The following is a 15619-nucleotide window of genomic DNA, read 5'->3' as shown; positions in this document are numbered from 1 at the left end:
GCGGCGCTCAGACGTGGATGCCGCACTCGGTCTTCGCGGTCCCGGCCCAGCGCCCGGCTCGGGGGTCCTCCCCGGGGGCGACGGGGCGGGTGCAGGGACGGCAGCCGATCGACGGGTAGCCGTTCTGCAGGAGCAGGTTCACGGGCACGTCGTGGTCCGTGGCGTAGCCGACCAGGTCGTCGAAGCTCCACGGGGCGACGGGGTTGACCTTGACCATGCCGTGGGCCTCGTCCCAGCCCACCAGCGGGGTGTTCGTGCGCGTCGGCGCCTCGTCCCGGCGGACGCCGGTGAACCACAGGTCGTATCCGGCCAGCGCCCGGTTGAGGGGCTCGACCTTGCGCATCGCGCAGCACAGCCCCGGGTCACGGGCGAACAGGTCCTTGCCGTGGCGCTCGTCCTGCTCGGCCACGGTCAGCTCCGGCAGCACGTCCACCACGGTGACGTCGAGGCGGCGGGCCACCTCGTCGCGCGTCGCGAGGGTCTCGGTGAAGTGATAGCCGGTCTCCAGGAAGAGGACGTCCACGCCGGGCATTCGCTGCGCCACCAGGTGCGGCAGGACGGCGTCGGCCATGGAGCAGGCGACGGCGGCCCGGCGGAGGTCCACATGGCGGGCGGCCCAGTCGACCACCGCCTCGGCGGGGGCGTCCCAGCCGAGCTCGGCGGCGCCGGACTCCGCGAGCGCCTGCAGGCGCTCGAGGTCCTCGGTCGGACGGGTGGGGGGAATGGTGCTCATCGGAGGGCCTCCTCGTCGACTCGGTGCGCCCACCGGGCGAAGGTCTCGCCCGGCTCGCGCTGCTCGTCGTACCGGCGGACGAGGCGCTCGACGTAGTCGACCAGCCCGTCCGCGCGGACCTTCAGGCCGCGGACGCTGCGTCCGAGGCCGGCCTCGGCGCGGTCCACGGAGGCCAGGCCGCCGCCCAGGTGGACCTGGAAGCCGGGCGTCTGGCCGCCGTCGTCGTCCGGGAGCAGCTGGCCCTTCAGGCCGATGTCCGCGGTCTGGATGCGGGCGCAGGAGTTGGGGCAGCCGTTCACATGCAGGCTCAGCCGCTCGGGGAGGCGGTCGGCGAGGTCGGCCAGGCGCTCCTCGAGCTGGGCGATCGCGGCGGTGGCGGTGTCCTTCGTGTCCACGATGGCGAGCTTGCAGAACTCCAGGCCCGTGCAGGCGATGGTGGAGCGGCGGAACACGGACGGCTCCGGGTCCAGTCCCAGCTCCTTCAAGCCGGCCACGACGGCGTCCACACGGTCCCGCTCCACGTCCAGCACCACGATCTTCTGGTGCGGGGTGGTCCGCAGCCGGGTGGAACCGTGGGCCTCGAGCAGGTCCGCGAGGGCGGTGAGGGTGGTGCCGCTGGAGCGGCCGACGACGGGGGCGGCACCGATGTAGAAGCGGCCGTCCTTCTGCTCGTGGACCCCCACGTGGTCGCCGGGGCGGGTGGGCGGGGCCGGGGCGGGTCCGTCGGGCAGGGCGTAGCCGAGGTACTCCTCCTCCAGCACGGTGCGGAACCTCTCCGGCCCCCAGTCCTCGAGCAGGTACTTCATGCGGGCCTTGTTGCGCAGGCGCCGGTAGCCGTAGTCACGGAAGATGCTCACGACGGCGTGCCACACCTCGGGGGCGCGCTCGGCCGAGACGAAGGCGCCGATCCGGTCGGCCAGGCGGGCCTTCGTGGACAGGCCGCCGCCGACCCACAGGTCGTAGCCGGGGCCCAGCTCGGGGTGCACCACGCCGATCAGGGAGACGTCGTTGATCTCGTGGACCACGTCCTGGGAGGGATGTCCGGTGATGGCGGTCTTGAACTTGCGGGGCAGGTTGGAGACCTCGAGGTCGCCGATCCAGCGGTCCGCGATCTCCCGGATCACGGGCGTGGGGTCGATGATCTCGTCCGCGGCGATCCCGGCCACCGGTGAGCCGAGGATCACGCGCGGCACGTCGCCGCAGGCCTCGGTGGTGGACAGGCCCACGGACTCCAGGCGCCGCCAGATCTCGGGGACGTCCTCGACACGGATCCAGTGCAGCTGGACGTTCTGCCGGTCGGTGATGTCCGCGGTGTCACGGCCGAAGTCGGTGGAGATCCCGCCGATCACGCGCAGCTGCTCGGTGGTGAGGTCACCGCCGTCGATGCGCACGCGCAGCATGAAGTAGCGGTCCTCGAGTTCGTGGGGCTCCAGGGTGGCGGTCTTGCCGCCGTCGATCCCCTGCCGGCGCTGGGTGTACAGGCCCCACCAGCGGAAGCGGCCGTGCAGGTCGTCCGAGGGGATCGAGTCGAAGCCCTCGTGGGCGTAGACCTGCTCGATGCGCTCGCGGACGTTCAGGCCGTCGTCCTGCTGCTTGAACTCCTCGTTGTGGTTCAGGGGGGCGGTCCCGTCCACCTTCCACTGGCCGTGCGGCTTGGCGGAGGGACGGCGCGGAGTGCGCGCCGGCCTCGACGTCTCGTTCACCTGGGTCATGGCCGCCACGCTAGGAACCCGGCATGCCAGCCCCCAAGATCGTCGACGCGGTTCGTCACGTTCCCGGGGCCGGGCCGCGGTCGGTGCCCGGCCCGGCCCCGGTCGTGTGACGAACGGCTCAGCGGCCTCCGGCGGCTCCCCTCGGGGCCTCAGCGAGGGCGGACCGCAGCCGGTCCAGGGCGATCCGCGCCACCAGCGGATGCGGCAGCAGGGGGTCGGTGACCGCGTCCGCGCCGGCCTCGCCGAGTCGGTCGTGGAAGTACCCGGGGGCCAGCAGGTGGGCGGCCACCACGGCGCGACGGCCGGCGGCGCGCACCCGGGAGACGGCGTCGGGCACCCGGGGGGTGGCCGCCGCCCCGAACGCCGCGGTCACGGGCAGTCCCGTGGCCCGGGCCAGGGCCCCGGCCAGGGCGTGCACCTGGGCCTGGCCGTCCGCGGCGCGAGTGCCGGCCGCCGCCAGGATGATGTCCGATGTCGCGGCCTCACCGGCCGGCACCGCCTGGGCCACCCGTTCGGCCAGAACGGTCACCAGGCGCGGCTCGACGTCGTCCCCGACCCCGGCCAGCGGTGCGGCGGCGATCGTGTCGGGCCGGGCGGCCGCGGCGTGGTGGATGTCGTGGTGGACGTGATGGCCCAGGGACAGCAGCAGCGGCACGATCACGGCCGACTCCCCCGGGGGCAGGTCCGCCACGACCTCGTCAAGGGAGGGGCTCTGCACGTCCACGTAGGCCTCGTGGACCTGGGCGCCCGGCCCCTCGGCGTCCAGGAGGGCCGCCAGGTCGGCACGGAGGCCGTCGATCACGACGCGGCCGGCCGCGTCGTGCGTGCCGTGGGCGCAGGCGATCACGTGCAGCACGGGCGCGCTCATGCCGAGCCCACCGCGTCGGCCCACACGTTCTGCGGCCCGCCGCTCACCGGCGGATCACCTTGTGCTGGGCGGCCTGGGCGACCGGCCGCATCACGATCTGATCCAGGTTCACGTGGTGGGGCAGCTCGACGGCGTGGACGCACACCTCGGCGACGTCCTCGGCGGTGAGCGGCTTCTCCACGCCCGCATACACGGCGTCCGCGGCGGACTGGTCGCCGCCCAGGCGGTTGCGGGAGAACTCCTCGGTGTGGACCATGCCCGGGAGCACCTCGATCACCCGCACGTTGTGCTCGGCCTCCTCCAGGCGCAGCGCGCCGGTGAGCCCGTGCTGGCCCATCTTCGCGGCGTTGTAGCCGGCGCCGCCCTCGTAGGCGGTGACGGCGGCGGTCGAGGTCAGGTTGAGCACGGTGCCCTCGCCGTGGGCGCGGAGCATGGGCAGGAACGCCTGGCACATCGTCAGGGTGCCGAGCACGTTGACGCGGTACATCCACTCCCAGTCGGCGCGGTCGCCCACGCCCACCGCGTCCGTGCCGAGCGCGCCGCCGGCGATGTTGACGAGGGTGTCGGCGCCGCCGTCGGCCTCGACGCGCGAGGCCAGCGCGGCGACGGCGGCCTCGTCCGTGACGTCCAGGGCGGCGGGGACGACGTCGCCGCTCACGCCCTCGGCCCGGGCGTCGGCAGCGAGGGTCTCGAGGCGCTCGGCCCGGCGGCCGACGGCGTACACGCGCCAGCCGCGGCGGGCGAGCTCGAGGGCCGTGGCGCGGCCGATGCCGCTCGTGGCCCCCGTCACGACGGCGGCGCGGGCGGGGTTCTTCGCAGGTTCATGGGTGTGGCTCACGCCTCCGACCGTAGCCGAGCCGTGCCGTTCGGAGCACCGCCCGGATCACCTCCGCCAGGTCGAGCGGCTGAAAGGGCGGGACGTCCCGGGCGTCGTCGCAGGCCCGGCCCGCCGCCCCGGTCATGGGAGGATGGCGGGCATGGCTGAGAACACGCAGGGCACAGACACGCCCATCGACGCATCGACCCCGTCCACCCCCGCCGCCGGCGCCGTGGCCGTGCCGGACAAGCCGGCCCTCGAGGGCCTCGAGGAGAAGCTGACCGCCCGCTGGGCCGACGAGCGCACGTACGCGTTCGACACGCAGACCACCCGCGAGCAGGTCTACTCGATCGACACTCCCCCGCCGACCGCCTCCGGCTCCCTGCATGTGGGCCACGTCTTCTCCTACACGCAGACCGACGTGCTCGCCCGGTACCAGCGCATGAACGGCAAGAACGTGTTCTACCCGATGGGCTGGGACGACAACGGCCTGCCCACCGAGCGCCGTGTGCAGAACTACTACGGCGTCCGCTGCGACCCCGCCAAGCCGTACGTGGAGGGCTACCGCCCGCCGGAGAAGCCGGCGAAGAACCAGCGCGACTGGGACGTGATCTCCCGCAAGAACTTCATCGAGCTCTGCGAGGAGCTCGCCGTCGAGGACGAGAAGGTCTTCGAGGACCTCTTCACCCGCCTCGGCCTGTCCGTCGACTGGGACATGACCTACCGGACCATCGACGACGTCTCCCGCGCCGTCTCCCAGCGCGCCTTCCTGGCCGGCATCGCCTCGGGCGACGCCTACCTGGCCGAGGCCCCCACCATGTGGGACGTGACCTTCCGCACCGCCGTGGCCCAGGCCGAGCTCGAGGACCGCGAGGTCCCCGGCGCCTACCACCGCTACGCCTTCACCGCTGCGGACGGCGAGCAGGTCTTCATCGAGACCACCCGCCCCGAGCTGCTGGCCTCCTGCTCCGGCCTGGTCGCCCACCCGGACGACGAGCGCTACCAGCACCTGTTCGGCACGACCGTCACCTCCCCGCTGTACGGCGTGGAGGTCGAGGTCTTCCCGCACCCGCTGGCCAAGCCGGACAAGGGCTCCGGCATCGCCATGGTCTGCACCTTCGGCGACCTCAACGACGTCACCTGGTGGCGCGAGCTGCAGCTGCCGACCCGCACCCTGATCGGCCGTGACGGCCGCTTCGCCGCCGACACCCCCGAGTGGATCACCACGGACGCCGGCCGACAGGCCTATGCGGACACCGTGGCCGGCAAGACCGTGTTCTCCGCCAAGCAGGGTGTGGTGGACGCCCTCACCGCGGCCGGCCTGCTGGACGGAGAGCCGAAGAAGATCATGCACGCCGTGAACTTCTACGAGAAGGGCGACAAGCCGCTCGAGGTCGTCACCTCCCGCCAGTGGTACATCCGCAACGGCGGCCGCGACGCCGACCGCCGCGCGGAGCTGATCGAGCGCGGCCGCGAGCTCTCCTGGCACCCGGAGCACATGCGCCACCGCTACGAGAACTGGGTCGAGGGCCTCAACGGTGACTGGCTCGTCTCCCGCCAGCGCTTCTTCGGGGTGCCGATCCCGGTCTGGTACCCGCTGGACGCGGAGGGTGAGCCCGACTATGAGAACCCGATCCTCCCGGCCGACGAGCAGCTCCCCGTGGACCCGGCCGCCGAGGCCGCCCCGGGCTACTCCGAGGACCAGCGCGACGTCCCCGGCGGCTTCACCGGCGACCCGGACGTCCTGGACACCTGGGCCACCTCCTCGCTGACCCCGCAGATCGTGGGCCGCTGGTCCCGTGACGAGGCGTTCTTCAACAACGTCTTCCCGTTCGATCTGCGCCCGCAGGGCCACGACATCATCCGCACCTGGCTGTTCTCCACCGTGGTGCGCGCCCACGCCCTCAACGGCTCCGTGCCGTGGACGGACACCGCGCTCTCCGGCTGGATCCTCGACCCGGACCGCAAGAAGATGTCCAAGTCCAAGGGCAACGTGGTGGTCCCGACCGACATCCTGGACCAGTTCGGCTCGGACGCCGTCCGCTACTGGGCCGCCTCGGCCCGCCTCGGCGCGGACACCGCCTACGAGGTGGCGCAGATGAAGATCGGCCGCCGCCTGGCCATCAAGCTGCTCAACGCCGCCAAGTTCGTGCTGAACCTGGGCGCCACGCAGGACGCCGTCATCCGTACGGCCGACGACGCCGCGGCCGTCACCAACCCGCTGGACGCCTCCCTGCTGACGCGCCTCGCGGCCACCGTGGAGCAGGCGACCCGCGCGTTCGAGGCCTACGACTACGCACGTGCCCTCAACGTGACCGAGCAGTTCTTCTGGGCCTTCACGGACGACTACGTGGAGCTCGTGAAGGACCGTGCCTACGGTGGCCACGGCGAGGCCGAGCAGGCCTCGGTGGTGACCACGCTGGCCACCACCCTGGACGCCCTGCTGCGTCTGCTGGCCCCGTTCCAGCCGTTCGCCACCGAGGAGGTGTGGAGCTGGTGGCGCGCCGGCTCCGTGCACACCGCCGCGTGGCCGGGCGCCGCGGACGAGGTGGCGTCCCTGTCCTTCGCCGCCTCCGCCGGCGACGCCGAGGTCCTGCCCACCGTGGCGCAGGTCCTGGGCGGCATCCGCAAGGCGAAGTCCGAGGCCAAGGTGAAGCAGCGGACCGAGGTGCGCTCCGCCGTGGTGACCGGACCGGCCGACTGGCTCGAGAAGCTGCGCGGCGGCCTGGCGGACCTCAAGGCGGCCGGCAACATCGCGGACCTGTCCCTCACGCAGGGCGAGGCCGGCGAGTCCGCGCCCCTGACCGTCTCCGACGTGCAGCTCGCACCGGTCGACGACGACTGACCCGCGCCGCGCGTTCCCGGACGGTGTCTCGGGAGCGCACGCGGCACGACGACGGCCCCGTCGCCCATCACGGGCGGCGGGGCCGTCGTCGCGCCCGTGCTGCAAACCCGAGTCTGCCGTCAGCGTGGGATGTTCGTGGCCCGGATCCGGTAGGGCACAGCACGCGTCGGACAGTCCGCCGCCGGATCGGAGTTCGTCGGGAGGCGGCCCTCCCGGGGGTGTCGTGGTGCACCTCCCGGTCGTGCTCCTGCCGCATGTCGCAGTGCGGTCACCGCGGCGGGGGTGGACACTGAGAGGATGAGACCGACACCCGATCCCGCCCCGGCCGGCCGCCGCGCCTGCGACTCCTCCGCCCGGCGGATGTCCGCCGCCCTCGCCGCCATGGGCGTGCTCCACTTCGTCCGACCTGAGCCCTTCGACGGGCTGATCCCGCCGTTCCTGCCCGGCTCGGCCCGCGCGTGGACCCACGGCTCCGGCGTGGCCGAGCTGGCCGTGGCGGGTCTGCTGGCCGTCCCGCGCACCCGGCGCGCGGGCGGACGCGCCGCGCAGGCGCTCTTCCTCGGCGTGTGGCCCGGCAATGCGTGGATGGCCTGGCGGTGGCGACGCCGGCCCTGGCCGGCGCAACTGGTCTCCCTCGGGCGGCTGCCCCTGCAGGTCCCCCTGATCCGCGCGGCCGGCAGAGTGGCGCGCAGCTGACCCCCGCCGCCCCGCACCCCGACGACGCCGGCCCCACACCTTCGCGCTGAAGGTGTGGGGCCGGTCTCGTGCGAGCCGGGGGCTCAGTCGAACTGCGGATCCGTGGTGCGGGCCCGCTTGATCTCGTAGAAGTACGGGAAGTCGGCCAGGGCGACGGCGCCGTCGAAGATGCGGCCCGCCTCCTCGCCGCGCGGGATGCGGGTCATCACGGGACCGAAGAAGGCCGTGCCGTTGAACGCCACGACGGGCGTGCCGACGTCGTTGCCCACGAGGTCCTCCGCCTCCTTCTGGCTGGCGCGCAGCTGCTCGTCGGCCACGTCGGTGCGGGCGGCGTCCAGGATGTCCGCGTCGTGGCCCAGCTCCTCGAGGGCCTCGGCCACCACGGCCTCGTAGTCCGTGCGGCCCTGCTCGTGGATGCGGGTGCCGACCGCGGTGTACCACGGGCCGAGCGCCTCGGCACCGTGCCGCTCGCGCACCTGCACGGCGGCGCGGGCCGGCAGCCAGGCCTTCTCGAGGCGGGCCAGGTAGTCGGGGTCCAGGTCGCGGCCCTCGTTCAGGACGGCGAGCGACATGATCTTGAAGACCACCCGCACGTCGCGCACCTTCTGGACCTCCAGGATCCACCGGGAGGTGATCCAGGCGAACGGGCACGTGGCGTCGAAGTAGAAGTCGACGGTGGGCTGCTGCGTGGTGTCGGTCATGCTGTGCTCCTTGCGGTCAGGGAGCCGTCTCGGCTCCGGTCGGTCCTGCTGGGCGACGGCGGTCAGGCGCTCCGGCCGCGTCGACGTCGTTCCACCTCGGCCGGGATGAGCGTGGGCTCGGCCTCGCCGCGCACCACGTCCCCGGAGATGACGACCGTGCCCACATCCGAACGGGAGGGCAGCTCGAACATCACGGGCTTGAGGACGTTCTCCATGATGGAGCGCAGGCCGCGGGCGCCGGTGCCGCGGGCCTCGGCCTGGGCGACGACGGCGTCCAGGGCGTCCTGCTCGAACTCGAGCTCCACGCCGTCCATGAGGAACATCTTCTGGTACTGCTTGAGCAGGGCGTTCCTCGGTTCGGTCAGCACCCGCACGAGCTGTTCGTGCGTGAGGTCCTCGACAGTGGTGATCACGGGCAGGCGGCCGATGAACTCGGGGATGAGGCCGAACTTCAGCAGGTCCTCCGGCCGCACGTCCGCGTAGGTGACGTCCCCCGCGCCCAGGTGGTTCAGGGGCGCGCCGAACCCGATGCCCTTGCGTCCGGCACGGGAACCGATGATCTCGTCCAGGCCCGCGAACGCGCCCGCCACGATGAACAGCACGTTGGACGTGTCGATCTGCAGGAACTCCTGGTGGGGGTGCTTGCGCCCGCCCTGCGGCGGCACCGACGCCACCGTGCCCTCGAGGATCTTCAGCAGGGCCTGCTGCACCCCCTCGCCGGAGACGTCCCGGGTGATGGAGGGGTTCTCGGACTTCCGCGAGATCTTGTCGATCTCGTCGATGTAGATGATGCCCTGCTCGGCCTTCTTCACGTCGTAGTCCGCGGCCTGGATGAGCTTGAGGAGGATGTTCTCCACGTCCTCGCCCACATAGCCGGCCTCGGTGAGGCTGGTGGCGTCCGCGACCGCGAACGGGACGTTGAGCCGCCGGGCGAGGGTCTGCGCGAGATACGTCTTGCCGGAGCCGGTGGGGCCGACCATGAGGATGTTCGACTTGCCGACCTCGACGTCCGCGAGGTCGTCCCGCTCGGTGAGGCGGTCGGCCAGGTCACCGCCCCGCGCCTGCGGCCCACGCACGCGCTTGTAGTGGTTGTACACGGCGACGGCGAGGGAACGCTTGGCCGCCTCCTGACCGATCACGAAGCTCTCGAGGTGGTCGAAGATCTCCTGCGGGGTGGGCAGGACGGTCTCGTCCGCCTCCGCCGCCTCGCCGAGCTCCTCCTCGATGATCTCGTTGCACAGCTCGATGCACTCGTCGCAGATGTAGACACCCGGGCCGGCGATGAGCTTGCGCACCTGCTTCTGGCTCTTCCCGCAGAACGAGCATTTCAGCAGGTCAGCGCTCTCTCCGATACGCGCCATGGTGGTACTCCTCGAAGGCCGGGCGGAGACGTCCGCCCCGCGCGGGCGTCGTCGCTGTCAGATTCCGTCCAGCATACGGCCGTGGACGGACACGTTAAGGGACCGGGTCCCCGGTCGGCGCCGAGGGGCCCGGCCGCGCGGCCGGACCCCTCGGCGGGCGTCGTCGGTCAGGCAGACGGGCGGGTGATCTTGCGGGAGGCGAGGACCTCGTCCACGAGGCCGTACTCGAGGGCCTGCTCGGCCGAGAGGAACTTGTCCCGGTCGATGTCCTGCGAGACCTCCTCGGGCGTGCGGTTGGTGAGGGAGGCCAGCGTCTCCTCCATCCACACGCGCATCCGGTTGATCTCCTGGGCGTGGATCTGCAGGTCCGTGGCGGTGCCGCGGTCGCCCTGCATCGCCGGCTGGTGGATCAGCACGCGCGCGTTGGGCAGCGCCAGACGCTTGCCGGGGGCGCCCGCGGCCAGCAGCACGGCCGCGGCGGAGGCGGCCTGGCCCAGGCACACGGTCTGCACCTCGGGGCGGATGAACTGCATGGTGTCGTAGATCGCCGTCATGGCCGTGAACGAGCCGCCCGGCGAGTTGATGTACAGGGTGATGTCACGTTCGGAGTCCATCGCCTCGAGCACGAGCAGCTGGGCCATCACGTCGTCGGCCGACGCGTCGTCCACCTGCGCGCCGAGGAAGACGATGCGGTCCTCGAAGAGCTTGGCGTAGGGGTCCTGACGCTTGAAGCCGTAGGGGGTGCGCTCCTCGAACTGCGGGAGGATGTAGCGCGCGTCCGGCGTGGGCAGGGAGGGCATCCCGGTGGGGAGCCCGGCGGGGAACTGGGTCATTCTTGGTCTCCTGGAGAGGGTCGGGACGGTCCGGGCCGGGCTCAGCCCCGGACGCCGCCGCCGCCGGTCACGGACGCGGCACGGTCGGCGATGTGGTCGATGAAGCCGTACTCGAGGGCCTCCTGCGCGGTGAACCACTTGTCACGCGCGTTGTCCTCGAGGATGGTCTCCACGGACTGGCCGGTCTGCTCGGCGGTCAGCTCCGCCATCACCTGCTTCATGTGCAGGATCAGCTGGGCCTGGATGCGGATGTCCGACTCGGTGCCGCCGATGCCGCCGGAGGGCTGGTGCATCAGCACGCGGGCGTGGGGGGTGGCGTAGCGCTTGCCCTTGGTGCCGGAGGCGAGCAGGAACTGGCCCATGGACGCGGCGAGGCCGGTGGCCACCGTCACGACGTCGTTGGGGATGTACTGCATCGTGTCGTAGATCGCCATGCCCGCGGTGACGGAGCCGCCCGGGGAGTTGATGTACAGGTAGATGTCCTTCTCCGGGTCCTCGGCCGAGAGCAGGAGCAGCTGGGAGCAGATCGCGTTGGCGTTGTCGTCACGGACGTCCTCGCCCAGCCAGACGATGCGCGACTTCAGCAGCTGGGTGTAGAGGAAATCCTCGCGCTGCGCCGGGTCCACCGAACGCATGCTGGGGGTGATGTCGGTCATCACTTCCGCCTTCCTGTCGAGATGTCCACGGGCCTCCCGAACGGCGGCCGCTCGCGCGGACGGACGGGTCCCTGATCGAGTCCGACACTAGCCGGGCGTCCGGGCCAGCGCGCGGGACGCCGTCGGCGTTTCGCTGTTGGCGCAGGTTGTCGCGGACCCCGCCCGGGGCCGCCCACCGGGGCCCCGGGACGACGACGGCGCCCCCACCGGCGTGGGCGGGGGCGCCGTCGTCGTGGCTCGGCGGGGGTGCGTCCCCACCGGCCGGGATCAGGCCTGCTCGGCCGCCGCGGCGTCGTCGGCCTCGGCCTCGGCGTCGAGGGCCTCCTGGCCGCCCGGGGTCACGAACGCCGTCAGGTCGACGGCCTTGCCGTCGGTGTCGGTGACCTCGGCGTACTCGAGGACCTTGGCCAGGGCCTTGCGGCGGCGGACCTCGCCCATGATCATCGGGATCTGCCCGCCCTGGTCGAGCATCATGGCGAACTGGTTCGGGTCCATGCCGTACTCGGAGGAGGTGGCGATGATGTACTCGATCAGCTCACCCTGGTCGACCGTGACCTCCTCGGCCTCGGCGACCTCGTCCAGGATGACCTCGTTGGCGAACGCCTCGCGGGTGTTCTGCTCGAGCTCGGCACGGTGCTCGGCGGTGTCGTGGTCGTCGCCCGCGGTGTGGCCGCCGGCGGAGAAGTGCTGCTCGACCTGCTCGGCGATGACGCCGTCCGGCACCGGGACCTCGACGAGCTTGGCCAGCTCCTCGAGGACCTTGTCGCGGGCCTCGACGCCCTGGCGGTTCACGGCCTCCTCGGCGGCCTGCTTCTTCAGGTCCTCCTTGAGCTCGGCGATGGTGTCGAACTCGGAGGCCAGCTGGGCGAACTCGTCGTCGGCCTCGGGCAGCTCGCGCTCCTTGACGGCCGTCAGCTCCAGCTTGACCACGGCGGTCTCGCCGTCGTGCTCGCCGCCGTTGAGCGTGGTCTCGAAGGTGGCGTCCTCGCCGGCGGACAGGCCGTCGAGGGCCTCGTCGATGCCCTCGAGCATGGTGCCGGCGCCCACCTGGTAGGACAGGCCCTCGGCCTGGTCGACCTGCTCGCCGTCGACCGTGGCGGTCAGGTTCATCGTGACGAAGTCGTCCTGGGCGGCCGGGCGGTCCACATCCTTGAGGGAGCCGAAGCGCGAGCGCAGGGCGTCGAGGGCCTTCTGCTCGTCCTCCTCGGTGGCCTGGGCGGGCTCCACCGTCACCTTGAGGCCCTTGTAGTCGGGCAGCTCGATGGTCGGGCGCACGTCGAACTCGGCGGTGAAGGCCACCGGGCCCTCGGCGTTCTCCGCGTCCGGGGTGGCGGTCACGTCGACCTCGGGGCGGGAGATCGGCGTGACCTCGGCCTCGGCGATGGCGGCGGAGAACCAGGTGTTCAGGCCCTCGTTGACGGCCTGGTCCACGACGATCTCGCGGCCGAAGCGCTGCTCGATCAGGCGCGCCGGGATCTTGCCCTTGCGGAAGCCCGGGATCTGGACCTGGTTGGCGATGTCCTTGAACGCCTTGTCCAGGGCGGGCTTCACCTCCTCGAACGGCACCTCGACGGTCAGCTTGACGCGGGTCGGGCTGAGGTTCTCTGCGGTGGACTTGACCACGGATGACTCCTGTTGGTGGTGGTGGATGGTCTTGACGTCGAGTCGGGGTGACAGGATTTGAACCTGCGGCCTCACGCTCCCAAAGCGCGCGCTCTACCAAGCTGAGCTACACCCCGCCGTCGTCCCCGACGCCGGCGGGCTCACGCGGTGGAGGCTCGCCGGACACCCGAGGGACTGCCCGAGGGCAGACTGTGGAATCCTAGCGCGCCGTCTCGCGCCCCGCGAAAAGCCGCGACCGCCGGCCCGTGAAGCCGTCCATCGTGGCGTTGACCCCGAGGACGTCCATCGCGCGGTCGAAGACGGGCGCCGGCAGGGCGCGCAGGGGCGCGATCAGACCGACGGCGCGCGGCAGCAGCAGGCGGGTGCGGCCGGCCTCGACGGCGTCCAGCACCTCCTGCGCCACGTGGCGCGGATCCAGCACGGGCAGCAGCCAGGGCACCCGGCTGCGCACGCCCGCGAACATCCCGGTGTCGATGTAGAAGGGGCAGACGGCGAGGGAGGTGACGCGGCTGCCGTCCTTGCGCAGCTCCGCGGCGAGGGACTCGGCGAAGCCGACCGCGGCGTGCTTGGTGGCGGAATAGTCCGTCTGGCGCGCGACGCCGACCAACCCCGCGGCCGAGGCCACCGTGACCACGGCCCCGCGGTCCCGGGCCCGCATTCCGGGCAGGACCGCCCGGGTCAGCCAGTACGGCGCGAGTGCGTTCACCTCGAAGGTGCGGCGGATGCCCTCCTCCGTGGCGTCCTCGAGGCGCACGCCCGTCACGACGCCCGCGTTGTTCACGGCGACGTCCACCTCTCCGGCGCGGGCGGCGGCGGCCTCGACGGCGGCCGCGTCCGTCACGTCCACGCGCTCGGCCTGGGCGTCCGCGCCCTGAGACCGGATCTCGGCGGCGACGGCCTCAGCCCCCTGCAGGTCGAGGTCCCAGACGACGACGCGGCCCGCGCCGCGGCGGGCGGCCCCCAGGGCGATCAGTCGACCGATGCCGGACGCGCCGCCCGTCACGAGGACGGTGGCGCCGCGCAGGGACAGGGGACGACGGCCGGCGAGGGCGGACGCGGCCCTGCGGAGGGCGGGACGGGAGCCGTGCATCATGCCTCTTCCCCCACGGCCGACGCGGGCCCGCCGTGATACGGTGTCAGCCGCTGGTCCGCGCCGAGCGCGGCCCCGCGGGGATGTAGCTCAATGGTAGAGCCCCAGTCTTCCAAACTGGCTACGCGGGTTCGATTCCCGTCATCCCCTCCGGACCTCATGAGCCGGGTCATCGTGTGCACACGATGGCCCGGCTCATGGCTTTCTCGGGTGCGTCGTCGTCCGCGCCGGTGCCTTGACCGCTGTGCCCGGTCGGGCCTGCTACAGGCCCCTCAGCTCTGACAGGTGAGGCACCGGTAGAGCTTCCGGGCCGCCATCTCCTCCACCACGATCGTCTCGCGCCCGCACACGAGGCAGGCCAGGCCCTGCCGCTGGTACACGTAGTTCGCGTGCTCGGGCCAGGCCGATTCGGCAGGGATCCCCGGCCGGTGCTCGGGCCGCGTGGTGACGATCCGCCCGAGCCGCACGCCCTCCCGCATGAGCGCGGCGTTGTCCGCCCAGAGGAATGCCAGGTCCGACGCGGAGACCTCCCGGGCCGGCCGCCACGGGTCGATGCCGGCGCGGAACAGCGCCTCGGCCCGGAAGATGTTGCCGATCCCGCTGACGGCCGCCTGGTCCATCAGCACGACGCCGATCGGCCGCCGTGTCCGCCGGGCGAGGTCGTAGAACGGCGCGGGATCGTCGTCGCTCAGCGGATCCGGGCCCAGGCCGGCGACGACGTCGGCAGCCTCGGCCGGAGTGAGCGCGCGGCACCGGCTCGCGCCGATCAGGTCGGCCCAGCCGTGCTCGGCGCGCAGTCGCAGCCGGACCGTGGCGGCCGGCGGCGGGGGCTGGACCCAGCCGTCGGCGTCGCGAGCGGGCTCGGCGGCCGGGGCGCCGTCGTCGTGGACCTCCCGCTCGCCGATCCGGCGGGGTGCGCCGATCGAGGACGCGGCCGCGAAGTCCTGATCCCCGCCGAAGGTCCACGCCCCGTACATGCCCAGGTGGACGTGGAGCACGTGGCCGCCGGAGACGTCGGCGAAGAAGTGCTTGCCGTGGGCCCGGGCGCGCTTCAGGACCTGGCCGTCGAGCAGGGCGGCCCCCTCGGCGAAGCGGCCCTGCGGACTCGTGGCGCGGATCCGGCGGCCGCCGAAGACGTCGGTGAACTGGCGCGCGAGACGGTGGACGGAGTGGCCCTCAGGCACTCACATCAGCACCTCTCCGGTGGTCTCGTAGTGCGCGATCTTCCCGATGCGGCGCACGTGGCGCTCGTCCTGGGAGAACGGTTCGGCCAGGAACGCCTCGATGAGCTCGGTGGCCTCCTCGAGCGAGTGCTGTCGACCGCCGACGGCCACGACGTTCGCGTCGTTGTGCGCGCGGGCCAGCCGCGCCGTGTCCAGGTTCCAGGCCAGGGCGGCTCGGACGCCGGCCACCTTGTTGGCGGCGATCTGCTCGCCGTTGCCGGAGCCGCCCAGCACGATGCCGAGCGAGTCCAGTCCCTGCTCGCGGTCGGCGACGACGGCGCGGGCGGCGTTGATGCAGAAGCCCGGGTAGTCGTCCTGCGCGTCGTACTCGGTGGGTCCGTGGTCCACCATCTCGTAGCCAGCGGCGGTGAGGTGCTCCACCAGGTGGGCGGACAGCTCCATGCCGGCGTGGTCGGTGGCGATGTGGACGCGCATGCGCAGACTCCTCCAGAAGGACGACG

Annotated in this window: 14 protein-coding genes and 2 tRNA genes; 3 read left to right on the top strand and 13 right to left on the bottom strand. The window is 72.3% G+C overall.

Going from position 1 to position 15619, the window contains the following annotated elements; all coding sequences use genetic code 11:
* Positions 1 to 7: 7 nt before the first annotated feature.
* The 4 genes from O3T09_RS01735 to O3T09_RS01720 form a co-directional block, all read right to left on the bottom strand.
* Complete coding sequence (locus tag O3T09_RS01735) at positions 8 to 733, bottom strand: phosphoadenylyl-sulfate reductase (protein WP_044659092.1); 726 nt, start codon at positions 731 to 733, stop codon at positions 8 to 10.
* Positions 730 to 2445: a nitrite/sulfite reductase gene (locus tag O3T09_RS01730; protein WP_095353801.1), complete on the bottom strand. Its 1716-nt coding sequence runs from the start codon at positions 2443 to 2445 to the stop codon at positions 730 to 732. Before O3T09_RS01730 ends, O3T09_RS01735 begins: the two co-directional genes overlap by 4 nt.
* 118 nt (positions 2446 to 2563) lie before the next feature.
* Entirely contained in the window at positions 2564 to 3313 is a 750-nt protein-coding gene (locus O3T09_RS01725; protein WP_036338855.1) for a sirohydrochlorin chelatase, read from the bottom strand.
* A gap of 43 nt (positions 3314 to 3356) precedes the next feature.
* Complete coding sequence (locus O3T09_RS01720; RefSeq protein WP_044659094.1) at positions 3357 to 4151, bottom strand: SDR family oxidoreductase; 795 nt, start codon at positions 4149 to 4151, stop codon at positions 3357 to 3359.
* A 139-nt stretch (positions 4152 to 4290) separates the two neighbouring features.
* Between O3T09_RS01720 and valS the strand changes: the two genes are divergently transcribed.
* A complete protein-coding gene (gene valS / locus O3T09_RS01715; RefSeq protein WP_049146115.1) occupies positions 4291 to 6975 on the top strand; it encodes a valine--tRNA ligase in 2685 nt (894 codons plus the stop codon).
* A 360-nt stretch (positions 6976 to 7335) separates the two neighbouring features.
* The gene (locus tag O3T09_RS01710) at positions 7336 to 7671 is read left to right on the top strand and encodes a DoxX family protein (protein WP_036316984.1); all 336 of its coding nucleotides are present in this window, start codon (positions 7336 to 7338) and stop codon (positions 7669 to 7671) included.
* An 83-nt stretch (positions 7672 to 7754) separates the two neighbouring features.
* Here the strand turns inward: O3T09_RS01710 and O3T09_RS01705 are convergent, their stop codons facing one another.
* From O3T09_RS01705 to O3T09_RS01675, 7 genes are all read right to left on the bottom strand, one after another.
* Positions 7755 to 8372, bottom strand: coding sequence for a mycothiol-dependent nitroreductase Rv2466c family protein (locus O3T09_RS01705; RefSeq protein ID WP_036316880.1), 618 nt, complete (start codon positions 8370 to 8372; stop codon positions 7755 to 7757).
* Between the two features lie 62 nt (positions 8373 to 8434).
* Positions 8435 to 9733, bottom strand: a complete 1299-nt coding sequence (clpX, locus tag O3T09_RS01700; protein WP_036316877.1) for an ATP-dependent Clp protease ATP-binding subunit ClpX — start codon at positions 9731 to 9733, stop codon at positions 8435 to 8437.
* Positions 9734 to 9900: 167 nt separating this feature from the next.
* Positions 9901 to 10566, bottom strand: coding sequence for an ATP-dependent Clp protease proteolytic subunit (locus O3T09_RS01695; protein ID WP_041104792.1), 666 nt, complete (start codon positions 10564 to 10566; stop codon positions 9901 to 9903).
* Positions 10567 to 10607: 41 nt separating this feature from the next.
* Entirely contained in the window at positions 10608 to 11222 is a 615-nt protein-coding gene (locus O3T09_RS01690; RefSeq protein ID WP_169577765.1) for a ClpP family protease, read from the bottom strand.
* A gap of 267 nt (positions 11223 to 11489) precedes the next feature.
* On the bottom strand, positions 11490 to 12845 hold the full coding sequence (gene tig / locus O3T09_RS01685; protein WP_101965505.1) for a trigger factor: 1356 nt from the start codon (positions 12843 to 12845) through the stop codon (positions 11490 to 11492).
* Between the two features lie 42 nt (positions 12846 to 12887).
* Positions 12888 to 12961 (bottom strand) — tRNA-Pro (locus O3T09_RS01680).
* A gap of 83 nt (positions 12962 to 13044) precedes the next feature.
* Positions 13045 to 13938, bottom strand: a complete 894-nt coding sequence (locus tag O3T09_RS01675; RefSeq protein WP_036316872.1) for an SDR family oxidoreductase — start codon at positions 13936 to 13938, stop codon at positions 13045 to 13047.
* A gap of 76 nt (positions 13939 to 14014) precedes the next feature.
* On the opposite strand from O3T09_RS01675, the gene O3T09_RS01670 reads away from it, so the two are divergent.
* Positions 14015 to 14085: transfer RNA gene (locus O3T09_RS01670), tRNA-Gly, on the top strand.
* 122 nt (positions 14086 to 14207) lie between these two features.
* Here the strand turns inward: O3T09_RS01670 and O3T09_RS01665 are convergent.
* Both O3T09_RS01665 and O3T09_RS01660 read right to left on the bottom strand, forming a co-directional pair.
* Positions 14208 to 15119: an Fpg/Nei family DNA glycosylase gene (locus O3T09_RS01665; RefSeq protein ID WP_041104798.1), complete on the bottom strand. Its 912-nt coding sequence runs from the start codon at positions 15117 to 15119 to the stop codon at positions 14208 to 14210.
* On the bottom strand, positions 15120 to 15593 hold the full coding sequence (locus O3T09_RS01660; protein ID WP_044659097.1) for a ribose-5-phosphate isomerase: 474 nt from the start codon (positions 15591 to 15593) through the stop codon (positions 15120 to 15122). It abuts the gene before it with no gap.
* Positions 15594 to 15619: the final 26 nt, after the last annotated feature.

This window comes from Micrococcus sp. H39-S4 (assembly GCF_027158145.1).
GTDB lineage: Bacteria > Actinomycetota > Actinomycetes > Actinomycetales > Micrococcaceae > Micrococcus > Micrococcus luteus.
The sequence above is the reverse complement of the archived record's forward strand: the minus strand, read 5'-3'. Positions and strand labels throughout refer to the sequence as shown.